We start from the raw sequence: 20,836 nt of genomic DNA on the forward strand, positions 1-20,836 counted from the left end.
GTCGCCCCGGCGATCCCGGTGCTGCTGCGGGACCGCGTCGTGCCGGCGGCCGACATCATCACCCCGAACCAGTTCGAGCTCGGCTTCCTCACCGAGACCGAGCCGGCCGACCTCGAGTCGACCCTCGTCTCGGCCGATCTCGCCCGCGCCATGGGGCCGCGCACGGTCCTGGTCACCAGCGTCGAGCGCCCTGATCGCGCCGAGGGCACGATCGAGATGCTCGCCGTCACCGACGAGGGTGCGTGGATCGTGCAGACGCCCCACATCCCGATGAAGGCGAACGGCTCGGGCGATGTGACGGCGGCGCTGTTCACCGCGCACTACCGTCGCACCGGCGACGCCGCCGACGCCCTCGCGCGCACCACGTCGAGCGTGTTCGACCTGCTCGCGCGCACGCACGCGTCGGGTGAGCGCGAGCTGCAGCTGGTCGAGTCGCAGGAGGCCTATGCGAACCCGCGCATGCAGTTCGAGGTCACGCAGGTCCGCTGACGCCGTGAGGGAACGGTGCCCCTCCGGGCGCGTGGGGTGCAGCAGCGGCCACGGCATCCGTTGCCCCCAGGGTCATTCCTCCCAGGCGTCGGCGATCGCACGGCGCACGTCGCCGAGCAGCTGCGGCAGCGCCTTGGTCCTCGCGATGATCGGGAAGAAGTTCGCGTCGGACGCCCACCGCGGCACGATGTGCTGGTGCAGGTGCTCGTCGACCCCCGCACCGGCGACGTGGCCCTGGTTCATGCCGATGTTGAAGCCATCGCAGCGTGACACCGTCCGCAGCACCTGCATGCCGCGCTGGGTGAGCGCGCCGATCTCGGCGACCTCTTCATCGGTGGCCTGGTCGTACGTGGCGATGTGCCGGTAGGGGCACACCAGCATGTGGCCGGAGTTGTACGGGAAGAGGTTCAGCAGCGTGTACGCGGTGACGCCCCGGAACACGATGAGCCCGTCCTCGTCGGACTTGCGTGGCGCCTCGCAGAACGGGCACTCCTCACGGAGCACCTCGGGACCGGCCTGGATGTAGGCCATGCGGTGAGGCGTCCACAGGCGCTGGAACCCGTCGGGCACCCCGGCGAGCGTCGCGGCGTCGACGCGCGCCGGATCGGCGGAGTCAGACACCGGCCTGCCCCTGAGCGCAGGCGGTTCCTGAGCCTGTCGAAGGGATCTCACGCGAAGTCCTCCGCCGTGTCGACCAGCGCGTGCGAGGCGATGGCGTCGCGCACGCGGCGGACGGCGTCGGCGATCGGCACGCCGTTCTCCTGCGAGCCGTCGCGGAACCGGAACGAGACCGTGCCGGCGGAGCGGTCCTGCTCACCCGCGATGAGCAGGAGCGGCACCTTCTGCGTGGTGTGGGTGCGGATCTTCTTCTGCATGCGGTCGTCGGAGCGGTCGAGCTCGGCCCTCACACCCTCGTCCTGCAGCTGCCGGACGACGTCGCCCAGATAGTCGGCGTACTCCTCGGCGACCGGGATGCCGACCACCTGGACCGGCGAGAGCCACACCGGGAACGCCCCCGCGTAGTGCTCGAGCAGAATCGCGAAGAAGCGCTCGATCGAGCCGAAGAGGGCGCGGTGGATCATGATCGGCCGCTTCTTCTGGCCGTCGCGGTCGGTGTACTCGAGCTCGAAGCGCTCGGGCAGGTTGGGGTCGACCTGCACGGTCGACAGCTGCCACACGCGTCCGATCGCGTCGCGGGTCTTGAGGTCGATCTTGGGCCCGTAGAAGGCCGCCTCGCCCGGGACCTCGGTGAGCTTCAGACCGCTCGCCAGGGCGACGTTGCGCAGCGCGTCGGTGGAGTAGTCCCAGAACTCGTCGGAGCCTATCCACTTGTCCTTCTCGTCGTCGCGCATCGACAGCTCGAGCTCGAACTCGTCGAGGCCGAAATCGCGCAGCATCGAGATCACGAACTCGAGGACGCGGGTAGTCTCCTCCTCGAGCTGCTCGGGAGTGACGAAGAGGTGCGAGTCGTCCTGGGTGAAGCCCCGCACGCGGGTGAGGCCGTGGAGCGCGCCCGACAGCTCGTTGCGGTACACGGTGCCGTTCTCTGCCAGCCGCATCGGCAGATCGCGGTAGCTGCGTGCCCGCTCCTTGTAGATGAGGATGTGCATCGGGCAGTTCATCGGCTTCAGGTAGTAGTCCTGGCCGTGCTTGACGATCTCGCCGCGATCGTCGCGCTCCTCGTCCATCACGATGGGCGGGAACATGCCCTCCTTGTAGGTGACGAGGTGGTTCGAGGTGAGGAACAGATCCTCCTTCGAGATGTGCGGCGTGTACACGTAGGTGTAGCCGCCCTCGACGTGGCGGCGGCGGGCGTGCAGCTCCATCTCGCCACGGACGACTCCGCCGCGCGGATGCCACACGGACAGCCCCGAGCCGATCTCGTCGGGGAACGAGAACAGGTCGAGCTCCTTGCCGAGCTTGCGGTGGTCGCGCTTGGCCGCTTCCTCGAGGCGCGTCTGATAGGCGCGAAGTTCATCCTTGGTCGGCCACGCGGTGCCGTAGATGCGCTGAAGCTGCGGGTTCTTCTCACTCCCTCGCCAGTACGCCCCGGCGATGCGCTGCAGCGCCCACCCGTTGCCGATCATGCGGGTGCTGGGCAGGTGCGGTCCGCGGCAGAGGTCCTTCCAGACCGTCTCACCGTCGCGGTCCACGTTGTCGTAGATGGTGAGCTCGCCGGCGCCGACCTCCACGGAAGCGCCCTCGGTCGTGCCGGCACCGCCTTTGAGTCCGACGAGCTCGAGTTTGAACGGCTCGGCGGCGAGCTCAGCGCGTGCCTCGTCGTCGGTCACGACACGGCGGACGAACCGCTGGCCCTCGCGGACGATGCGCTGCATCTCCTTCTCGATGGCCTTCAGGTCTTCGGGCGTGAAGGGATGCTCCACGCCGAAGTCGTAGTAGAAGCCGTCGGTGACCGGCGGGCCGATGCCGAGGTTCGCCTGCGGGTTGATGCGCTGCACCGCCTGCGCCAGCACGTGCGCCGCAGAGTGGCGGAGGATGTCGAGCCCGTCCGGGCTGTCGATGGTCACCGGATCCACGGCATCCGTCTCGGTCACCGTCGTGGCGAGGTCTTTCAGCTCGCCGTTGACGCGGAGGGCGACGACGGAGCGATCGGGGAAGAGGGCGAACCCATCGGCGGGGTAGGACACGGCGTCAGACACGGCATCCAGGCTATCGTCCCGGACGTATCACGCCGTCCGTCGCGCGCTCCAGAACTGCGTGACGCGAATGCACTCCGGGCAATATGCTGACCCCGTCGTCGCCCCCTGGTTCGAGAGCCTGCCTGTCGCGACGCACTCCGTGCGGCATCCGCATTCGTTTCGAGATGGCAAGGGGTCGACATGAGCGACGGCGAGACCACGACGGCGGATGCGCCCAGCCGGACGCGCCGGCCGCTCCGGTGCGGCGAACCGACGATCCATGAGTTCAGCACCGAGGATGGCGTGAGACTGCGGCTCACCCGGTTCGAGGGCGGTGCCAAGGGTCCCGTGATCCTCTCCCCCGGCTTCGGAACGTCGGCGCTCGCGTACACGATCGACACGACCGACACGAACTTTCCCGAGTACCTCTACGAGCACGGCTACGACGTGTGGGTCCTCGACTACCGTGCGAGTCCTGCGCTCCCGTCGGGCGGCACGCAGTTCACGCTCGACGACATCGCGCGCTACGACTACCCGGCCGCGGTCGCGACGGTGCGCGGCATCAGCGGCGCCGACTCGGTGCAGATCATGGCGCATTGCGTGGGGTCGCTCACCATGCTCATGGCGATGGGTCTCGGCCTTCACGGCGTGCGGTCGGCCGTGGCATCCCAGGTGACGCTGCATCCGCGCGCCGGGACGCTCAATGAGCTGCGCGCGGGCATCTACGCGGGCGATCTCATCCAGGCGCTCGGGATCGACACGCTCACCACCGAGTTCGACGACGATCCGTCATGGCTCGAGACCCTCTACGACAAGGCGCTCGCGATCTACCCGTCGGGCGACGAGCCCTGCGACCGCCCGTTCTGCCGCCGCGTGATGTTCATGTACGGCGAGGTCTACGACCACGACCGGATCAACGAGGCGACTCACGACCACCTCGGGGAGGCGTTCGGCGTGGCGAACATGACGACGCTGCGGCACATCACGAAGATCCTCCGCGCCGACCACGCCATCAGCATGGACGGCGAGCACGACTACCTCGACGACGTGTCGGGACTGCGCGTGCCGATCGCGTTCCTCCACGGGCAGGACAACCGCCTCTTCGTGCCGGAGGGCAGCGCCATCACCTACCGGGAGCTGAGTGAGCGCAACGGCGCCGAGTACTACAGCCGGCACGTGATCCCCGGCTACGCCCACATGGATCTCTTCATCGGGCAGGATGCCGCGCGCGACGTCTACCCGGTGATCACCGCCCAGCTCGACACGCACAACTGACCGGAACGAGGACCCGCGATGAGCACGATCGACCAGGCCGACGCTGCAGCGGCGGCATCCGCGCACCCCCACCCGGCACTCGCCGATCTGGCGCAGTACCCGTTCCTGTCGGCGCTGACCGAGCGGCGGACGCGGCGGATCCCCCGCGGCTTCTCCGTCAACGCAGGCCCACTCAGTCACGAGAGCCACAACGCGCCGGCCCCGCTGAGCAAGCTGGAAGAGGCGATCCTCATCACGTGCATCACCGGCATCACCGGCGTCACGACGCACGACGGACCGCTCGTGGAGAACAACGGCGTGAACGAGCTCGGCACGCCGTTCCTGAACATCATGGCGCGCACCGGCAGCAGCGCCGACAACGCCCAGGCCACGCACTTCTTCATGATCAACGACGACGGGATCTTCCTGCTGCGCGCCCCGCGCGGCAGGCGTGCGCTCGAACTCCTCAAGGAGCTGCCGCCGAAGTGGGGCGACTGGTCGGACGCGGACTGGATCGCCGCGGCGGACGAGTGCCTCATCCGGGTGTCCGACCGTCGGCTCAGCTTCCCCCGCGAGTGGCCGTACTACCTCGGCTGGAACAACCAGGCGTCGAACGCGCCGGGGACGACCGTCTTCTTCCCGGTCGTCGACTGCACGTGGCAGTACATCAACGCGATCCTCATCCTGCTGACCGAGCCGGGCGGCATGCGGCCGCTGTTCCTCGACGACTGGCGCGGCTTCCATCCGAGCGGATTCGTCGAGTGGATGGCCAAGATCGGCGGCGGGCTCGGCATCACCCCCAAGATCCCCTACCACCCGATCGGCGGACTGTCGCGGGTGCGCAGCGGCTACGTCAGCAAGGACAGCCAGGCGCCGCTCGGATTCGCCGGGGCGATGCGCACCGACTACGAGGCGTTCTTCTACTTCCAGAACCTCATGCTGCTCGGCCAGGCGATGGGCCTCGGCGGATGGATCCACGGGTCCGTGTTCCCGCCGTACATCTGGCAGCAGGACGAGGCGAAGGGCTGGCACGGGCTCGGCTTCCGCCTCGAGGAGCCCAAGAAGCACCGGAAGTGGCCGCCCGTCCCCGCCTCGCAGGCGAACCCCGTCGGCATCGACGGCATCCTCGAAGGACTGACGCCGCCCTACGTGTCGTCGATGGACGAGGCCGTCGACCGGGTCATCGAGTCCAAATACAGCGCCAGCGGCCCGGCGTACGGAAACGACGACGTGTTCGCCCGTCCCTACCGCAACCGGGAAGACGCCCGCACGTTCGTCCAGAAGGGGACGAGGTTCGGACCCGACGAGGTCGCGTACACGAAGGAGATCTGCAACTACATCTGGGACACGTACGGCCGGTTCCCGGCCCACGTCGACGCGTTCTACACGCCCGGGATGTGGCTGCAGTTCTCGCACCTCGAGATGGAGTACTACGACCGGTACTTCGACCCGGCGCAGTACACCCGCCAGGCCGCGCACGACGGGCTCTGGCACCGCTGACGCGCGCGCGAGGGGCCCGGCGCGCTGCGGTGCGCCGGGCCCCTCGCCTGTCACACGTGCTGGTCGAAGAACGCCACGACGTCGTCGGAGCGCTCGTTGATGTAGCGGTAGCCCTCGTAGCGGCCCGTCGACGGATGCGTGAGGACGCCCAGCGAACGAGGCGTGCGCCGCGAGAACTCCTCGACGATCGACATCTCGCCCCACGGGTCGCCGGTTCCCTGGACGTACTGCACGACGGTCTCGCCCAGCAGCGGCGCCGCCACGCCCGGGTCGTGCCGGCTCGGCAGCGGCGCGCGCATGGCGAGATACAGCAGGTCGACGCTGCGCGCAGCGAGCGGCCCGAGCGGACCCATCTCGGTTCGGGCGAACCGCCGGTTGAATCTCGGCACTCGCGTCGGCTGCACCGCGAGCAGCGCTCGGATCGGCTGACACTGCGGGATGCCGTACATCGCGGTGTTTCCGCCGGCCGAGGTGCCGATCACCCCGATGCGACCCGGGTCGACGTCCTCGCGCGTGCGCAGGTATGCCACCGCGCCGGCGAAGTCGCGCGCCTCGTGCGGCCCGTACGTGAGCGGCGGCCGCGGCTGGCTCTCGCCGTGCCCGGCGAGGTCGAACAGCAGCACGTGATAACCGGCGTCGTGCAAGGTCTTGGTGATGGGCAGGAAGTCGACGTCGACATCGTGGAACGGCACCTGCCCGGCCACGTTCCCGGTGCGGTTCCACAGCCATCCGTGCACGAACACGATCGTCGGCCGACGCGCGGCTGCAGCTGGCACGAACCATCCGCGCAGCCGGAGGCCGTCCGTCGATGGGAACGCCACGTCCTCGAACGTCAGCCCGACCTCCGCCGGCGTGCGAGTCGGCGGGAGCACCCGTCCCCACACCATCAGACGGGACAGGACGACGAGCTTCGCGAGCCCGCGGGGCTGCTTCTCGGTCACGGCGTCCGCTCCCCCATCGCGGGCAGTGCCGGAACGTGTACGCGGAAATCCACGGTCAGCCCGCTCGCCGGCAGCGGGAACAGCTCGTTGGTCAGCGTGAGGTCCTGGTCGGGCAGCGTCCACGTCGCCTGCCGCAGCAGCAGCGTCAGGTAGAGCTGGACCGCGACCGTGACGATGTTCTCGCCCGGGCATCGATGATGCGTCGCGTGACCGCCGCCGTGCGGCACGTAGCTTCCGGGTGGCAATGCGGACTCGCGTGCCGGCTCGAAGCGAGACGGGTCGAACCGGTCGGGGTCGGGGAAGACGTCGGGATTGCGCATGTTGATGTGGATGCCGCCGATCGCTCCCCAGCCGGCGGGGATGCGGTAGCCGCTGACCTCCATCGGCTCCTTCACGCGCCCGAAGAACGTCGCGGAGTTCATGGCGAAGTAGCGGCGCAGTTCCTTGGAGACCTGTTCGAGGTACTCCATGCGCCGCAGCTGGTCGAGCGTCACCTCTCCCTCCGGCGCGACGCGCATGACCTCCTCGCGAGCACGTTCGCGGATGTCGGGGTGCTGCGCCAGCGCCATCGTGACCAGGACGAAGGGCACGAAGTAGCCGCCCTGGCTGGCGAAGATCAAGTGGCGCAGATCGCCCTTGACGGCCTCGAGCGGCACCTCGGCCTCCTGCGCGGCGGTCAGCAGCCTCGACGTGATGTCGTCGAACTCGCGCTCCTGGTGACGGGCGACGGCGTCGTCCACGGCTCGAGCGAGCCGGTCGCGCCCCTTGATCGCGCGGCCGAACTTCGTCCACGGAAGCGGCACCGGAAGGGTCATGAACGCGTCGCGTGCGTCGCCGGAGGCGGCATCGATCTCGGCGGCCGCCTCCTCGCTCTCGTCGCCCGTGTACAGGGCGCCGGTCATCCTCGCGGCCAGCCGCTGCAGGTCCGGCTGGATCGTGACGGGCCGGGCGGCGGTCATCCACCCCGAGACGACGACGTCGATCAGCCGCTGCATCCGCGGCACGTACGCCTCGATCGCCGAGCGGAAACCCACGCCTCGCAGCATCAGCGCCTTGCGCAGGTGGTGCTCGTCGCCGTCGATCAGCGCCAGCGATCCGCGGAACATCTTCTCGGCGGTGATCGGGTCGGCATCGCCGCGTTCGATGCGAGGGTCGGTCGCGAAGGCGTGGAACGCCTCGTGCCCCGAGAACACGACGAAGTCGCTGCCGAACAGCCGCGTCTTGAAGATGGGACCGTACCTGTCCAGCCGGTCCTTGTAGAACCCGTGGTTGCTGCGCACCAGGGAGAGCGTCTCGCCCAGCCACGGTGCCCCGAACCTGCCCGGAGGCAGGGGACGTCGCGCATCGGCCACCGTCATCTCGCGTCCTTCCTACGAAAGAGCGGCATGAGCCAGCCGAACCAGCGGGAGGACCGGAACACCCAGTTGATCATGTGCTGGTCCCACTCGTGCAGCCAGTACTCCTTGATCTTGCCGTTCTCGAGGATGAAAAGGCCGATGGCGCGTCCGTGCTGCGTCTTGGACGGCATCCGGAGGTCGTACTCGATCACGACCGCGGTGTGCACGTCGCCCAGCATGATGTCGAGCACCTTGCCGACGAAGACGCCGTCGAGGATGAATCCCGTCAGCTTCGTGTAGAGCCCCACGATCTCGTCGTTGGTGGTGTAGTCGCCCGACAGGTAGTGCCGGCCGGGGTAGTGGATGACGGCGTCGGGCGCGAGCAGCGAGCGGAACGTCGCCATGTCTGCCGCCATCAGGGCGTCCCAGTAAGTCTGGATGACGGCGACGCGCTCTGCGCGGTCCGCCTCGGTGATCGTCATCGGATTCTCCTCAGCTCGTGGCCGGTGCGGTATCGGCGGCGGCGGTTGCCGGCGCAGTCTGTCGCGGCGCAGTGCCGCCGACCCTGCGCATTGTCCAGGGCGCGAACGCGTTGTCGACCCCGGCCAGCGCCGGAGCGAGCTGGGGGTAATGCCGCAGCAGGATGCTCGACATGTCGTTGTCGGCGATCCACTGCATGCCGGTCTTCGTGTAGTACTCCTCGGTGTAGCAGTCCGTGAGGAACCGGTCGCTTTTCAGGCGCCTGCTGGCCATGAGGATGAAGACCCGGAAAGCGGTGTCGCTGAAGCCGAAGCCGCGCGGCGGGGTCTCGGCATGCATGCCCACCTGCAGGTCCACCTGCTCCACGTCGCCGTACATCTCCTCGAGCTCGCGCGCCCACACCGGGTTGTCGGTGAGCTCATCGAATGTCGCGGCCGGACGCAGGTGCAGCAGCCGGCGGAACTCGTTGTAGCGGGGCACTCCGCGTTCGCGGTCCCGCATGATGTCGAGCGCCGCCAGGTCGAGCCGCAGACCGTCGGGAAGCGTGAGGTCCTGCATCCAGCGCGGGAAGTTGTGCAGCTGCACGGCACCCGGATGCTGCACTCCGAACGAATACCAGAGATCCGCCACCCGCGTGCCCGAAGTCAGCACGCGGTGCGCGTCGAGGAGGATGATCTCCTGGAACTCCATGCTGTCGATGAGCGAGCCGTCGTCGACGGAGTGCACCTCGAGCGTGTCGGGAAGGAGCGGGTGCAGGCGGTAGACCGCCGCGAACTCCTCGGTGAGCTGGTACGGGCTCCCGTGGTGGTCGAAGGCGGAACCCGGGATGCCGCTGATCACCTCGCTCTTGCTGATCCGTCCGAAGAGGCGGTGGAGCTTCTCTTCGGCCAGGCCCCACCAGTTCGCCCGCATGGCGACCTTGAGCACCGGGTGCGAGATGATCGCGGGTGTCCACTCCACGGTGTGAATCTTCGCGATGAGCGCCGAGATCACCAGCTGCGCGGTGCCGAACAGCTCATCGTCGGTCATGCCGGGGTAGGTGTTCTTCAGCCGGTCGCACACCGCGTTGTGCTCGAGCGTGAACAGGGTGTGCAGCAGGCCCAGCCCGACCCACCAGTTCTCGCTGAACCCGGTCAGGGCGACGCCGGTCTCTGGGTCCAGCGGAAGGTGTCCGTCCTTGAGGACCAGCTTTCCATCGACGTGGCTGCGCACCTCGTCGCGGCGCTGGGCGGTGCTGCCGTAGATCGCCGATGCATCCCACCAGTGGGACTGGCTGTTGATGTAGGTCGGCGGGAGATCGCGGTCGGCGTCGGTGCGCGTGTCGTCGGCCTTGGTCTTCGGCACCCGCATCGGCGACTCGAACCAATCGTCGTCCTCGGCGACATCGATCTCGATCACATCGGCGGGCTCCCGAGCGTGTGCGAACCAGTCATGCGTCTGGAACTGGATCCACGCCGCGGCGAGGAGGTTGAGCGACGTCGCCGGCGTGAAGGCGTCACGCCGCATCAGCCTCCGGCTGATCTCGCGCGGATTCGGCGTCATCAGCTCGTCGCCCTCGGCCGGCCACGCGTGCGCGAGCGGGATGTTGCGGGCGAAGCGAGTGCCCGCGCGGCCCATGTCGGGATCGGAGAGGTCGTTGTACGAGCCGTCGGGAGTCCGGAATCGCCGCTGTTCATCGGTGGCGTCATCCGTCGCCACGGCCGGACTGCGGCCGGGATCCTCGGGAGTGCGCGTGTCGTGAAGGTTCTGCTCGCGCAGCTCGTCCCGCAGCGCGATCAGATTGAACAGCCCGAGGAGGAACGGCAGCCGATGCCAGGGTCGACTTCGGTTGATCCGTGCATAGAAGCGTCGCAACACCTAGGTTCTCCTCACAGCCGAGCGGGATTCGCAGGAGGGCAGGTCAATGGATCTGCCCGAATCATAGTGAACAGAGCATCGACCGGCCATGGTTCGTACATCGGTGTTCCGGCGCGTTCAGCACGCGTCCATTGCGGGCCGCCGTGCGAGGTCACTAGGTTGTGTCCCACGTGCGACCGGATCATCGCCGGTGCGGCATGTATCTGCGGCGCCGGCCCCTTCTCCTTGAGATGTGTCGCCTGTCCTGATCCTGTCATCGATCCCCGAGAGAGCGAGCCGATGATTCCCTTGCCTCACGTTCACCCGCGCCTGCCGGATGCTGTTCATCGAAGCGGGGTGCGCTGAGATGGCCGCCGTCGAATACGTGGACGCGGTCGTCGTCGGATCTGGATTCGGTGCGTCGGTGGCGGCGTACCGCCTGGCCGAGGCAGGCCGGTCGGTGGTGGTGCTCGAACGCGGGCGCGCCTATCCGCCGGGGAGCTTCGCGCGCAATCCGTACGAGATGAGCAGAGCCTTCTGGGAACCGAAGGACGAGCTGCTCGGACTGTTCGACATCCGATCGTTCCGCAAGCTCGAGGCGATCGTGTCGGCGGGACTCGGCGGCGGGTCGCTCATCTACGCGAACGTGCTCCTGCGCAAGGACGAGAAATGGTTCGTCCACGACTCGCCCCTTCCGGGGGGCGGCTACGAGCACTGGCCGATCGGCCGTCACGAACTCGATCGACACTACGACGCCGTCGAGGCCATGATGACGCCGGTGCCCAACCCCTACCCCGACCTGCCGAAGGCCAAGGCGCTGCGGGAGGTCGCTGTCACCCTGGGGCTGCAGGCGTTCTCACCGCCGCTGGCCGTGTCGTTCTCGGCGCGGCCCGGGGCCGAGGCGATGCAGAAGCAGATCGTCGACACGCCCGAGTACGGGAACATCCACGGCGTCACGCGCCTGACCTGCCGGCTGTGCGGCGAATGCGACATCGGCTGCAACGAGGGCGCGAAGAACACGCTCGATCACAACTACCTGTCGGCCGCAGCACGGCATGGAGCCGATCTGCGCACGCTGTGCGACGTCGACGGCATCACTCCCCTCGACGGCGGCGGATACGAAGTGCGCTACGTGCGGTACGGCGAACTCCTCGCCGACGGACGATACGAGCGCACGCGCGAGGTCATCCGCTGCGGACAGCTGTTCCTCGGGGCGGGGACGTTCGGCACCACGTCCCTGCTGCTGCGCAACCGCGTCGCGCTGCCAGCGATCGGCCGGGCGCTGGGCACACGGTTCAGCGGGAACGGCGACCTGATCACCTTCTGCCTGGGTGCTGAGTCCACGACGCAGTCGGGCCACACGCGGATCCTCGACCCGGCATACGGACCCGTCATCACGACCGCGATCCGCCAGCCCGACGGGCTCGACGGAGAGGGTCAGGGCCGTGGATACTACGTCCAGGAGGCCGGCTTCCCGGAGTTCACCAACTGGCTGGTCGAGACCGCGCAGATCACATCCTCGATGCGACGGGCGGCGAACGTCGTGTCGCAGATCGTCGCGCACCGCCTGGCCAACCGCAACGAGTCGACGATCTCGGGTGAGGTCGCCAGGCTGGTCGGTCAGGGCAGGCTCACGTCCAGCTCGCTCCCCCTGCTCGGCATGGGGAGGGATACACCCGACGGACGCATCCGGCTGACCGACGGCGAGCTCGACGTCGAATGGACGACCGCGACCAGCAAGGCGTACTTCGACGCGATGCGCACCACCATGCAGCAGATCACGGAGTCCCTGGGCGGACGATTCCGCGACAACCCGCTGTGGTGGACGAAACGCGTCGTCACGGTCCACCCCCTCGGCGGCTCCCCCATGGGTCGCGCGCCGCACGACGGCGTCGTCGACAGCTGGGGCGAGTCGTTCGGGCACCCGGGACTGTTCGTCGTGGACGGCGCCGCGGTGCCCGGTCCGGTGGGGCCCAATCCCTCACTGACGATCGCGGCCATGGCCGACAGGGTCGCCGAGCACGTCCTCGACAAGCCCAAGCCGGCAGTGGGGCGGGGTCGCCGCCCCGCTGCGCGCATGGACCCCGCGGCGTCCACCGCGCCGGTCGATCCGGTGCCCGGGCGCGGGATGGAGTTCACCGAGCAGATGAAGGGCTACCTCGCACTCGACGAGACGGACCCGCTGACCGGCTGGGAGATCGGCCGCCAGCTGACCCAGCGATTCATGTTCCAGCTCACGATCACTGCGCCCGACGTGGATCGCTTCGTCGCGGGCGACGACCACACCGCCGTGGCGGAGGGGTACGTCGACTGCGATGTGCTGGGCGGGCGGCTGCCGGTCCAGCGCGGATGGGCGAACCTGTTCGTCGCCTCCGGCGCGCACCGCGAGATGCGGTACCGCCTCTGGTTCAGCGATCTGTCGGGCCAGCCCGTGACGATGTACGGGTTCAAGACCGTGCGCGACGACAAGGGTCTCGACATGTGGACCGACACGTCGACCCTGTACATCACGCTGATGCGGGGTCACGTTCCACCGGGTCCCGCAGGGGAGCAGGATGCCGCGGCCGGCGTGTTCGGCGCAGGTGTGCTGCGGATCCTGCCCCTGGACTTCGCGCGTCAGCTCACCACGTTCCGTGGTTCGGGAAGCGGTCCGCTCGCGTCGATCGCGAAGTTCGGCGCCTTCTTCGCGATGTCGATGAAGGACGCCTACCTGCGGCCCCGGCCCGCGGCATCCGCCGCCCCTTCGAAGGATCCGTCATGACGGCCGTGCGGTCGCGCGTGCGGGACGAGGTCCACTTCCTGACGGCCGGTGACGGCACGCCGATCACGCTCATCCGCGTGCTCGGAGACATCGACGCGAGCAAGGGGCCGGTGCTGCTCGTGCACGGGGTCGCCATGCGCGCCGAATCGTTCCGCCCGCCGACACGGCACGGCATCGTCGATGCCCTGCTGGCCGACGGCTGGGACGTCTGGATGCTGAACTGGCGCGGTTCGATCGACCTCGACCCGCTGCCGTGGACCCTCGACGATGTCGCGCTGCACGATCATCCGGCTGCGATGCGGTACGTCCTCGAACGCACCGGCGCCCGCACGCTCAGGGCGATCGCGCACTGCCAGGGCTCGACGAGCCTGAGCATGGCGGCCGTCGCCGGGCTCGTGCCCGAGATCGACGTGATCATCTCCAACGCGGTGTCGCTGCATCCGTCGATTCGACCGTTCTCCCGGGTGAAGCTCCACGCACTGCGCCCGCTGCTGCAGCGCGGGAACGCGTACGTCGACATCCCGTGGCGGGACGGCCCTGAGCGACTCGTGCCCCGCCTCACGCGGAATGTCGTGCGCCTGTGGCACCCCGAGTGCGGCAACCCGAGCTGCAACATGGCGAGCTTCGCGCTGGGGTCCGGGCATCCCGCCCTGTGGCGACACGCCAACATCGACGCCGAGACCCACGAGTGGGCCTCGACCGAGTTCGGTCGCGTTCCGATGAGCTTCTACGCGCAGCTCGCCGCCTCCGATCGCGCGGGCCAGTTCGTATCGGTGCGAGCGCGCCATGGGCTGCCGAAACACTTCGCCGCGGCGGCGCCCCGTTCCGAGGCCCGGTTCGCGCTGTTCGCCGGCACGCACAACAGGGTGTTCCTGCCCGACAGCCAGCGCGCGACACACACGTTCCTCGACGGGCATCAGCCGGGACGCCATTCGCTGCACGTGCTCGACGGATACGGGCACGCCGACGTGTTCCTCGGCGCACGGGCGCATCTGGACGTGTTTCCGCGCATGCTGGCCGAGCTGAATCGCTGAGATCTCCTGCCGAAACGCGCCGGCATACCGTCACGAGGGTCGGCGAGCGTAACCTCGGAGCGATGAGGCGCACGTACGTGGATTCGAGCGCGATCGCATCGGCGGGCTACGACCCCGACACGGCACTGCTCGAACTGGAGTTCACCTCCGGGAAGGTGTACCAGTACTTCGCTGTGCCGAGGGGGGTCTACCGCGCACTTCGCGAGGCCGACAGCGCCGGGCGTTTCTTTCGGGACCACATCCGGGACGTCTATCCGTCCCGTCATGTTCGGTGAACGACAAAACCCCCGGTACTCCGGGGGTTTCCGCTGGTGTTGGTGGGCGATACTGGGATCGAACCAGTGACCTCTTCCGTGTCAGGGAAGCGCGCTACCGCTGCGCCAATCGCCCGAGTCGAGCTCCGGTCGGGACCGGGAGTGGAGGTGGCGACGGGATTCGAACCCGTGTAAACGGCTTTGCAGGCCGGTGCCTAGCCGCTCGGCCACGCCACCGCGTGTGGTTTGACCCCACGTGCCGCGATCCCCCGAAGGGGATCCCTGCACTCGAGCGGATGACGAGACTCGAACTCGCGACCCTCACCTTGGCAAGGTGATGCGCTACCAACTGCGCTACATCCGCATTTCGTTCCCCGGATTCGCATCCCGGGCACTTGAAAGACTTTAGCCGATCCTCGCCCCCATGCAAAACCGAACGCGCATCGCGCGTGTCACATGTCGTGGTTCGAGCCGCGCCCCCGCATCCGGTAGGATCGTTACTCGTCCCCCTCACGGGAACGGGCGATTGGCGCAGTTGGTAGCGCGCTTCCTTCACACGGAAGAGGTCATCAGTTCGAGTCTGGTATCGCCCACAGGCAGTCGGGAACACCCCGCGGCCACATGCTGAACCCCCGCCTCGTGCGGGGGTTTCGTCGTTCCCTGCGTGATCGCCCTTCCAAGTGTGAGCGCTAACGCGTACGCTGGCCTCGAATCCGCGACCCCGCGGTTCGCGCGAGCCTCGATGGCGAGGTCGGCTCCTGCGTCGTAGGCGCGAGCTTGTCGTTCGAGCGCTCCCCCTGGTGGAAACGCAATGCTCATTCACAAGCCCGGAAAGAGGCATCCGATGTCTGACCTCCCTTCTCCCGCGCCGAACGCAAGCCGAAAAGTCAAGGGTCGACTGCCGGCCCGTCTCCTCTCGCTCGCAACCGCGGGTCTGGTGTGCGTCGGGATGCTGGCAGCATCACCGGCCGTCGCACAGCCGAAGAGCGAGCTCCAGACGGATCCGGTTCATGCGATCGCCGAGCCGGCCGACGCGGAGAAGGCGTCGGAAGAGAACGAGTACGAGCGCTATGTGTTCGCGTCGTTCCATGGCGGCGACGACGGCGGCAGGAACGGCGAGCAGATCTGGATCAGCGCGTCGAAGGGCAACGACCCGCTGGACTGGTACGAGCTGAACTACCACGAGGGCACCTCGGTCTCGCAGCCGATCTTGCAGACCGTGAATCCGCCGCGTGGCGAGACCGGCCTGCGCGACCCTTCACTCATCCGTTCCGGCGACGGTGACGGCTTCTTCCTGCTGGCGACCGACCTGAAGACCTACCAGGATGGTCAGTCCTGGTCGTACCGGCAGTCGAAGGGATCGCGCAATCTGATCGTCTACGAGTCCGATGATCTCGTGAACTGGTCGGAGCCCCGGTTCGTGAAGGTCGAGGACGACCACGCGGGCAACGTGTGGGCGCCCGAGGCCTTCTACGACGAGAGCACGGGGCAGTACATCGTGTTCTGGGCGTCGAACCTCTACCCGAGCGACGACATCGCGAACCGCAACACGTCGCAGATCTCCTACAATCGCATCCGCATGGCGACCACGACGGACTTCGTGACCTTCTCCGAGCCGACGACCTGGGTCAACCTCGACCGATCCACCGGCAGGCAGGGCTGGGGAATGATCGACTCGACGATGATCGCGACGGATGACCGGATCTACCGCCTGACCAAGGACGAGAACGGCTTCCGGGTGCTGCTGCAGTACATCGACTCCTTGGACGACCTCTACGATACGTGGGGCGCCGAAGAGACCACCCCGTACGTGGTGAACCGCAACCCCATCACGCCCCTCACGGAGACCCCGAACGCGTGGACGACAGTCGGCAATCCCGACGGCTCCAGCAAGTGGCAGATCCCCGGGCTGAGCGGCGGCAACCTCGAGGGCCCGCTCGTGTTCAAGGACAACGTCGAAGACATGTGGTACGTGTTCATCGACTACGCCTCGGGCGGCGGTTACGTCGCCTGGCGCTCCGACTCGATGGACAAGGCGCCGAACGAGTGGGAGTACCTGGGGCAGTCCTGGTGCAACACCACGGGACTCTCCCGTACCTGCACGGCCCGGTCCGAGACATCCCCATACTGGTCGCTGCCGGTGAGCCCGCGCCACGGATCGGTGCTTCCGGTGACGCTCGAGGAGTGGGAGGGGGTGATGGCCCACTACAACTCCCCGGTTCACGTGGAGGCGTCGCTGGTCACGGCCGACGGCGCCGCGGTCGAGGAGGACGCCTGGGTGAATGAGGCGCCTGAGCTCGCGGTGAACTGGACCGACTTCAACGGCACGGACCTCGCTCCCGCCTGGCTGCGGCTGATCGAGGGTCACAACGACGGACCTCGCGTCGTCGCGGATGAAGTCACCACCACCGGAATCGCACAGGGTATGACGGTGCCGCTCGATGCGGTCGAGGGGTCGAACTGGGCTCAGCTCGAGTACCGGGACGCCTCGCTGGGCGGCGACGACGTCATGCTGTGGACCGCCGATGTGGCCTACCGGCTGGACATGACGGCGCCGACGGTCGACGTCGTGGTCGACGGTTGGGAGGTGGCGGTGTCGGCGACCGATCCGGAGCCCGCCAACGGGGCGGAGAACTCGGGTCTGGCGTCGTGCCAGGTCCGCATCTCCGAAGGAGACTGGGCGGATTGCGAGCCCAGCGGCGCCCTTGCCCCGTCGATCGTCGATCGCACGGTGACCGTCGTGGCGACCGACCACGCGGGCAACGAGACCAGCGCCACAGCGCTGGTCGAGGGGACCGGCCTCGTCTCCGTCGCGGTGAACCACCGATGCGTCGGCAAGAGGGTCTTGCAGGTGGTCACGGTGACCAACCTCGAGGCTGCGCCGGTGTCGTCCATCGTCACGTCGCCGTTTGGGACGAAGCCCATGCCGGCGCTGGGCGAGGGCAAGAGCCGCTCGCACGTGTTCGCGACGCGTGCGGCCAGCGTCGAGGCCGGTGCGATCGAGATCACGTCCACGGCAACGATCGGAGGCCAAACCGTCAGCGTCGAGGACGTCGTCGAGTACGCGTCGTCGCATTGCGACTGACGCGCACGCAGCGCTCTGCAGTGAGGGGCGTGTCGCCGGATCCACCGGCGGCGCGCCCCTCAGCACGTCATCCGCCGACGGCCCAGCCGTAGCGGCGATGCAGCGCATCTGCAATCCGCACGAACCGGTCTAGATCCAGAGCGGATGCCTCCCGTCGCATGCCGTCGCGATGCACGCTGTAGATCTGCTCGACGTCGACCCACGAGGGCCTCCCGCGGGAGTCCCACTCCCCTGTGCCGATCGGGAGGAAGTCGCGGTCCCCGTCATGGGCCTTGCTGGTCAGCCGCACCGCGTAGACGCGGACGTCGTCCTGCCGCGCGACGACGAGCACCGGACGATCTTTACCGCGTCCGTCGTTCTCGTCGTACGGGACCCATGTCCACAGGATCTCGCCCGCGTCGGGACTGCCGTCGGGATCGGGCGAGTAGGTGATCCGCAGCGCGTCACGCGACGGTGGCGGCACCTCCACGGTGCCGGCCGGGCCACTGCTTCCGTCGCGGGGGATCGCCGGGGCGGGCGCCTGGTTCTGCGGGCGGAAGAGACTCGCCAGTCGTGCGAGCAGTCGGGAGGGCTCTGTCACGTCGTTCACGTTAGGGCACGAAGGAGGGCGCCGCGGCCGGGGGGAAGCCGCGACGCCCCTTCGCTGTGCGCCGGTGCGGTCAGACGCGCTCGTCGAGGAGATAGCCCTCTTCGCCGTGCACGACCGAGTCGACACCCGCGACCTCGTCCTCGTTCTTCACTCGGAAGCCGAGGGTCTTCTCGATGATGACGCCGACGATGAACGAGACGACGAAGGAGTACACCATGACACCGACCGCAGCCACTGCCTGCGAGACCAGCTGGCCCGCGTCACCACCGACGAACATGCCGGTCTCGGTGGCGAAGAAACCCAGGTAGAGGGTTCCGATGAGGCCGCCGACGAGGTGGATGCCGACGACATCGAGCGAGTCGTCGAACCCGAGCTTCCACTTGAGCTCCACGGCGATGGCGCACACGGCGCCCGCGACGAGCCCGAGCAGCAGCGCCCATCCAGGAGTCAGGTTGGCGCACGCGGGGGTGATGGCGACAAGACCGGCGACCGCGCCCGAGGCGGCGCCGACCGACGTGGCCTTGCCGTCCTTGAGCTTCTCGACGATCATCCACGCGAGGATCGCGGCAGCGGTCGCGCCGAGCGTGTTGATGACGATCGTGCCCGCGCTGGTGTTCTCAGGGCCGAGAAGGCCGAACGTGCCCTCGGCGCCCGCGTTGAAGCCGAACCAGCCGAACCACAGGATGGCGGCCCCGAGCAGCGTCAGCGGCACGTTGTGGGGCTTGTGGATGCCCTTCTGGAAGCCGAGGCGCTTACCGAGGACGAGGGCGAGAGCCAGAGCGGCCGCACCCGCGTTGATGTGCACGGCGGTACCGCCCGCGTAGTCGATGACCGACGGCAGCCCCGTGTTCTCACCCCAGTTGAAGATCCAGCCGTCTCCCCACACCCACGCTGCCACCGGGAAGTACACGAGAGTGGCGAACAGGCCGGCGAAGATCATCCACGATCCGAACTTCGCCCGGTCCGCGATCGCGCCCGAGATGAGGGCGACCGTGATGATCGCGAAGGTCGCGCCGAAGGTGGCGCCGACAAGAGTCGCGCTGTCAGCGGAGGCGAGCCCGAAGTCCGAAAACGGGTTGCCCGAGAAGGCGAACGTGCCACCGCCCAGGCTCATGTTGAATCCGAAGAGGATCCACAGCACGCTCACCAGGCCTAGTGCACCGAAGCTCATCATCATCATGCTGACGACGCTCTTCGCCTTCACCAGTCCGCCGTAGAAGAAGGCGACGCCGGGCGTCATGAACAGAACGAGCGCCGTTGCTGCGATCGACCACGCATAGTTTCCGCTATCCATGAGATTCCTCATCCATGTGTCGTGTTACTCAAGGTGCCGCAGCGTCGCACTCGGGTCGTGGACTGTCCGGGCCAAGCCAGTTTCGCGACCCGTGGTTTCCGGAGCGCGCCATGCTGTGTTTCCCGGACGTTACGCACACCCGTGCCGCGTAAACATCGTGTTTCGCAGGGCCGAACGGGCGCAGGGAATCAGGCGAGAGTCGAGGCCACGAGCCGTGAGATCGCCCGCAGATACTTCTTGCGATAGCCGCCCGCGAGCATCTCGTCGGGGAAGACCAGGTCCAGCGACACGCCCGTCGCGCGGATGGGCAGCTCGGCATCGTAGACACGGTCGATGAATGCCACGAATCGCAGCGCGGCCGACTGATCGGTGAACGGCGCGACATCTCGGATGCCGACGATGGAGAGATCGTCGATGAGCTTGATGTACCGCGACGGATGCACTCGGGCGAGGTGGGCGCTGAGATCTCCGAACGCGTCGTCCGAGGCGGAGCTGCGGGTGGCGGCATCCGCGATCACCGTCTCGTAGTCCTGCGTCGTCAGCACCGCTGCGTGCCCGTCGACCGCGCGATGGCGATAGTCGGTGCCGTCGATGCGGATCGTCTGGAAGCTCGAGGCCATCGCGTGGATCTCGCGCAGGAAGTCCTGCGCCGCGAACCGCCCCTCACCCAGGGCGTTGGGAGGGGTGTTGGATGTCGCGGCCAGCCGGGTGCCCGACGCGACGAGCTCTCCGAGCAGACGCGTCATCACCATCGTGTCGCCCGGGTCGTCGAGCTCGAACTCGTCGATGCACAGCAGATCGGAGCCGCGGAACAGATCGACCGTGCTCCGGTATCCGAGCGCTCCGACGAGGGCCGTGTACTCGATGAACGAGCCGAAGTACTTCCGGCGGGCCGGCATCGCATGATAGACGGCGGCGAGCAGGTGGGTCTTTCCGACGCCGAATCCGCCGTCGAGATAGACGCCGGGCTTCACCTCGGGGCGCTTCGCCCGACGGAACAGGCCGCTCTTGACCGGAGCCGTTGCGCCCGAGAACACGGCCAGCAGGTCCTTCGCCTCCTGCTGCGACGGGTACGCCGGATCGGCGCGGTACGTCTCGAACGTGGCGTCGGCGAACTGCGGCGGCGGGACCAGTGCGGCGACCATCTCGGTGCCGGTGAGATGCGGCGTGCGCTCGGCGAGATGGACGATTCCCGTGCGCGCGGCGGAGAGGGTCATGGGGATCCTGTGTCGGAGTCTTACATCTGGGCTGTGCTCGCGTGTCCGGGAATCTAGGGTCGGACACGACGGTTCAACCCTAATCGTCACCCGAACGCGCCCGGACCCGGGTGCGGCAGCGAGATC

General features: G+C 67.9%; 16 protein-coding genes and 4 tRNA genes. 8 read left to right on the forward strand and 12 right to left on the reverse strand.

The annotated features are described in order from the left end of the window. The coding region (locus EIO58_RS01185; RefSeq protein ID WP_205789067.1) for a PfkB family carbohydrate kinase at positions 1-489 on the forward strand (489 nt) is incomplete at its 5' end. 72 nt (positions 490-561) lie between these two features. On the opposite strand, the gene EIO58_RS01190 is transcribed toward EIO58_RS01185, so the two are convergent. Continuing rightward, the gene (locus EIO58_RS01190; RefSeq protein WP_127817872.1) at positions 562-1,110 is read right to left on the reverse strand and encodes an HIT family protein; all 549 of its coding nucleotides are present in this window, start codon (positions 1,108-1,110) and stop codon (positions 562-564) included. Positions 1,111-1,157: 47 nt separating this feature from the next. Further along, complete coding sequence (gene thrS / locus EIO58_RS01195) at positions 1,158-3,149, reverse strand: threonine--tRNA ligase (protein WP_446723852.1); 1,992 nt, start codon at positions 3,147-3,149, stop codon at positions 1,158-1,160. A 180-nt stretch (positions 3,150-3,329) separates the two neighbouring features. On the opposite strand from thrS, the gene EIO58_RS01200 reads away from it, so the two are divergent. Together EIO58_RS01200 and EIO58_RS01205 are read left to right on the forward strand one after the other, a co-directional pair. Then, a complete protein-coding gene (locus EIO58_RS01200) occupies positions 3,330-4,403 on the forward strand; it encodes an alpha/beta fold hydrolase (protein WP_127817874.1) in 1,074 nt (357 codons plus the stop codon). Between the two features lie 18 nt (positions 4,404-4,421). Continuing rightward, entirely contained in the window at positions 4,422-5,882 is a 1,461-nt protein-coding gene (locus EIO58_RS01205; RefSeq protein ID WP_127817875.1) for a hypothetical protein, read from the forward strand. Between the two features lie 50 nt (positions 5,883-5,932). Here the strand turns inward: EIO58_RS01205 and EIO58_RS01210 are convergent, their stop codons facing one another. Genes EIO58_RS01210 through EIO58_RS01225 form a run of 4 tightly spaced genes read right to left on the reverse strand, consistent with a single transcriptional unit; the run spans position 5,933 to position 10,497 of the window. Then, complete coding sequence (locus tag EIO58_RS01210) at positions 5,933-6,823, reverse strand: alpha/beta hydrolase (protein WP_127817876.1); 891 nt, start codon at positions 6,821-6,823, stop codon at positions 5,933-5,935. Further along, on the reverse strand, positions 6,820-8,181 hold the full coding sequence (locus tag EIO58_RS01215; RefSeq protein ID WP_127817877.1) for a cytochrome P450: 1,362 nt from the start codon (positions 8,179-8,181) through the stop codon (positions 6,820-6,822). Before EIO58_RS01215 ends, EIO58_RS01210 begins: the two co-directional genes overlap by 4 nt. Further along, a complete protein-coding gene (locus EIO58_RS01220) occupies positions 8,178-8,642 on the reverse strand; it encodes a nuclear transport factor 2 family protein (protein WP_127817878.1) in 465 nt (154 codons plus the stop codon). Before EIO58_RS01220 ends, EIO58_RS01215 begins: the two co-directional genes overlap by 4 nt. Before the next feature lie 10 nt (positions 8,643-8,652). Beyond that, positions 8,653-10,497, reverse strand: a complete 1,845-nt coding sequence (locus EIO58_RS01225) for a peroxidase family protein (protein ID WP_205789068.1) — start codon at positions 10,495-10,497, stop codon at positions 8,653-8,655. A 316-nt stretch (positions 10,498-10,813) separates the two neighbouring features. Between EIO58_RS01225 and EIO58_RS01230 the strand changes: the two genes are divergently transcribed. The 3 genes from EIO58_RS01230 (at position 10,814) to EIO58_RS01240 (ending at position 14,546) form a co-directional block, all read left to right on the forward strand. Next, on the forward strand, positions 10,814-13,237 hold the full coding sequence (locus EIO58_RS01230) for a GMC oxidoreductase (protein WP_205789070.1): 2,424 nt from the start codon (positions 10,814-10,816) through the stop codon (positions 13,235-13,237). Beyond that, entirely contained in the window at positions 13,234-14,271 is a 1,038-nt protein-coding gene (locus tag EIO58_RS01235) for an alpha/beta fold hydrolase (protein WP_127817879.1), read from the forward strand. The genes EIO58_RS01230 and EIO58_RS01235 overlap by 4 nt, the downstream gene beginning before the upstream one ends. 62 nt (positions 14,272-14,333) lie before the next feature. After that, positions 14,334-14,546, forward strand: a complete 213-nt coding sequence (locus EIO58_RS01240; protein WP_127817880.1) for a KTSC domain-containing protein — start codon at positions 14,334-14,336, stop codon at positions 14,544-14,546. Between the two features lie 40 nt (positions 14,547-14,586). On the opposite strand, the gene EIO58_RS01245 is transcribed toward EIO58_RS01240, so the two are convergent. From EIO58_RS01245 to EIO58_RS01255, 3 genes are all read right to left on the reverse strand, one after another. Then, positions 14,587-14,661: transfer RNA gene (locus tag EIO58_RS01245), tRNA-Val, on the reverse strand. 27 nt (positions 14,662-14,688) lie between these two features. Next, positions 14,689-14,762, reverse strand: a tRNA-Cys gene (locus tag EIO58_RS01250). 54 nt (positions 14,763-14,816) lie between these two features. Further along, a tRNA-Gly gene (locus EIO58_RS01255) sits at positions 14,817-14,889 on the reverse strand. Between the two features lie 156 nt (positions 14,890-15,045). Between EIO58_RS01255 and EIO58_RS01260 the strand changes: the two genes are divergently transcribed. Next, positions 15,046-15,118: transfer RNA gene (locus EIO58_RS01260), tRNA-Val, on the forward strand. A 356-nt stretch (positions 15,119-15,474) separates the two neighbouring features. After that, on the forward strand, positions 15,475-17,610 hold the full coding sequence (locus EIO58_RS01265) for a glycoside hydrolase family 43 protein (protein ID WP_127817881.1): 2,136 nt from the start codon (positions 15,475-15,477) through the stop codon (positions 17,608-17,610). Positions 17,611-17,677: 67 nt separating this feature from the next. On the opposite strand, the gene EIO58_RS01270 is transcribed toward EIO58_RS01265, so the two are convergent. The 3 genes from EIO58_RS01270 to zapE form a co-directional block, all read right to left on the reverse strand. After that, a complete protein-coding gene (locus tag EIO58_RS01270; RefSeq protein WP_127817882.1) occupies positions 17,678-18,190 on the reverse strand; it encodes a type II toxin-antitoxin system PemK/MazF family toxin in 513 nt (170 codons plus the stop codon). Between the two features lie 79 nt (positions 18,191-18,269). Continuing rightward, the gene (locus tag EIO58_RS01275; protein WP_127817883.1) at positions 18,270-19,493 is read right to left on the reverse strand and encodes an ammonium transporter; all 1,224 of its coding nucleotides are present in this window, start codon (positions 19,491-19,493) and stop codon (positions 18,270-18,272) included. 188 nt (positions 19,494-19,681) lie between these two features. After that, entirely contained in the window at positions 19,682-20,710 is a 1,029-nt protein-coding gene (zapE, locus tag EIO58_RS01280) for a cell division protein ZapE (RefSeq protein WP_127817884.1), read from the reverse strand. Between the last annotated feature and the right edge of the window lie 126 nt (positions 20,711-20,836).

The sequence above is a fragment of the Microbacterium sp. CPCC 204701 genome (assembly GCF_004010105.1).
Lineage (GTDB): Bacteria > Actinomycetota > Actinomycetes > Actinomycetales > Microbacteriaceae > Microbacterium.

Excerpts from the sequence above, each read along its gene's own strand:
- EIO58_RS01200 (WP_127817874.1), top strand. The coding sequence starts at position 3,330 with ATGAGCGACGGCGAGACCACGACGGCGGATGCGCCCAGCCGGACGCGC.
- EIO58_RS01205 (WP_127817875.1), top strand. The coding sequence starts at position 4,422 with ATGAGCACGATCGACCAGGCCGACGCTGCAGCGGCGGCATCCGCGCAC.
- EIO58_RS01215 (WP_127817877.1), bottom strand. The coding sequence starts at position 8,181 with ATGACGGTGGCCGATGCGCGACGTCCCCTGCCTCCGGGCAGGTTCGGG.
- EIO58_RS01220 (WP_127817878.1), bottom strand. The coding sequence starts at position 8,642 with ATGACGATCACCGAGGCGGACCGCGCAGAGCGCGTCGCCGTCATCCAG.
- EIO58_RS01230 (WP_205789070.1), top strand. The coding sequence starts at position 10,814 with ATGCTGTTCATCGAAGCGGGGTGCGCTGAGATGGCCGCCGTCGAATAC.
- EIO58_RS01235 (WP_127817879.1), top strand. The coding sequence starts at position 13,234 with ATGACGGCCGTGCGGTCGCGCGTGCGGGACGAGGTCCACTTCCTGACG.
- EIO58_RS01240 (WP_127817880.1), top strand. The coding sequence starts at position 14,334 with ATGAGGCGCACGTACGTGGATTCGAGCGCGATCGCATCGGCGGGCTAC.
- EIO58_RS01265 (WP_127817881.1), top strand. The coding sequence starts at position 15,475 with ATGCTGGCAGCATCACCGGCCGTCGCACAGCCGAAGAGCGAGCTCCAG.
- EIO58_RS01275 (WP_127817883.1), bottom strand. The coding sequence starts at position 19,493 with ATGGATAGCGGAAACTATGCGTGGTCGATCGCAGCAACGGCGCTCGTT.
- zapE (WP_127817884.1), bottom strand. The coding sequence starts at position 20,710 with ATGACCCTCTCCGCCGCGCGCACGGGAATCGTCCATCTCGCCGAGCGC.